The 1,042-nt window shown below is 66.2% G+C and carries 1 protein-coding gene; it reads right to left on the reverse strand.

Translation table 11 applies throughout. The features are described 5' to 3' along the window. Nucleotides 1-32: 32 nt before the first annotated feature. The coding region (locus tag ACZ1IK_RS11200) for an IS256-like element ISMlu11 family transposase (RefSeq protein WP_465098519.1) at nt 33-1,042 on the reverse strand (1,010 nt) is incomplete at its 5' end.

Consider the following 1,042-nt stretch of genomic DNA (forward strand, 5'->3'; position numbering starts at 1 on the left):
GGCGTGTCAACTTGTCTGTGTAAGCGGGGTGGTCACAGGTAGGGGTTGATCCGGTCGGGGTAGGCCGCGGCGAGCTGGGCGAGGGCCTGCTTCCAGTTCGTGACGGCCTGGCCTTCGACGAGCCGGCCCTGGGCTTTGCGCTGGCCGGCGGGTTTGCCCCGGTCCCGAGCGCGTTCGGCGGCGCGTTTGTCTTCGATGTTGCAGATCGCCAGCCAGAGCAGCTTCACCGCCGCCTCGGTCGAGGGGAAGTGGCCGCGGTTCTTGGTCACCTTCCGTAGCTGGAAGTTCAGCGACTCGATGCTGTTGGTCGTGTAGATGACCTTGCGGAGCATGGGTGGGAACTGCAGGAACGGGATGAACCGCTCCCAGGAGTTCGCCCAGGTCGCGGCTGCAGACGGGTACTTCGTGCCGAGCTCGGAGGCCTCGAACTCGGCCAGCGCCTTCCTCGCGGTCTCTTCGTTGGGGGCAGTGTAGATCGGCTTCAGCGCGGCGGCGACCTTCTTGCGGTCCTGGTAGGCCACGAACCGCATCGCGGCCCGGATCAGGTGAACCACGCAGGTCTGGACCATCGAGTCCGGCCACGTCGCCTCGATCGCCTCCGGCAGGCCCTTGAGCCCGTCGCAGCACACGATCAGCACGTCCTGCACGCCCCGGTTGGCGAGATCGGCGCAGACGTGGGCCCAGAACGCCGAGCCCTCGGTGTCCTGGACCCAGATCCCCAGCACGTGCTTGATGCCCTCGAGGTCCACGCCGACGGCGATGTAGGCGGCACGGTTGAGGACCTGGCTGTTCTCTCGGATCTTGATCCGGATTGCGTCGAGATAGATCACCGGATAGAACTCCTCCAGCGGCCGCGACTGCCACGCCAGGACCTCTTCGCTCACGGCGTCGGTGATGTTGGAGATCGTCTCGTGCGACAGGTCCGTGCCGATCGTGGAGGCCAGGTGGTGCTGGATGTCCCGGATCGTCATTCCGCCGGCATAGAGGCTGATGATCATGTCATCCAGGCCCCCGAGGCGCCGCTGGCCCTTGGGCACCAGGC

It is taken from the genome of Micrococcus sp. CS26 (genome assembly GCF_055522295.1).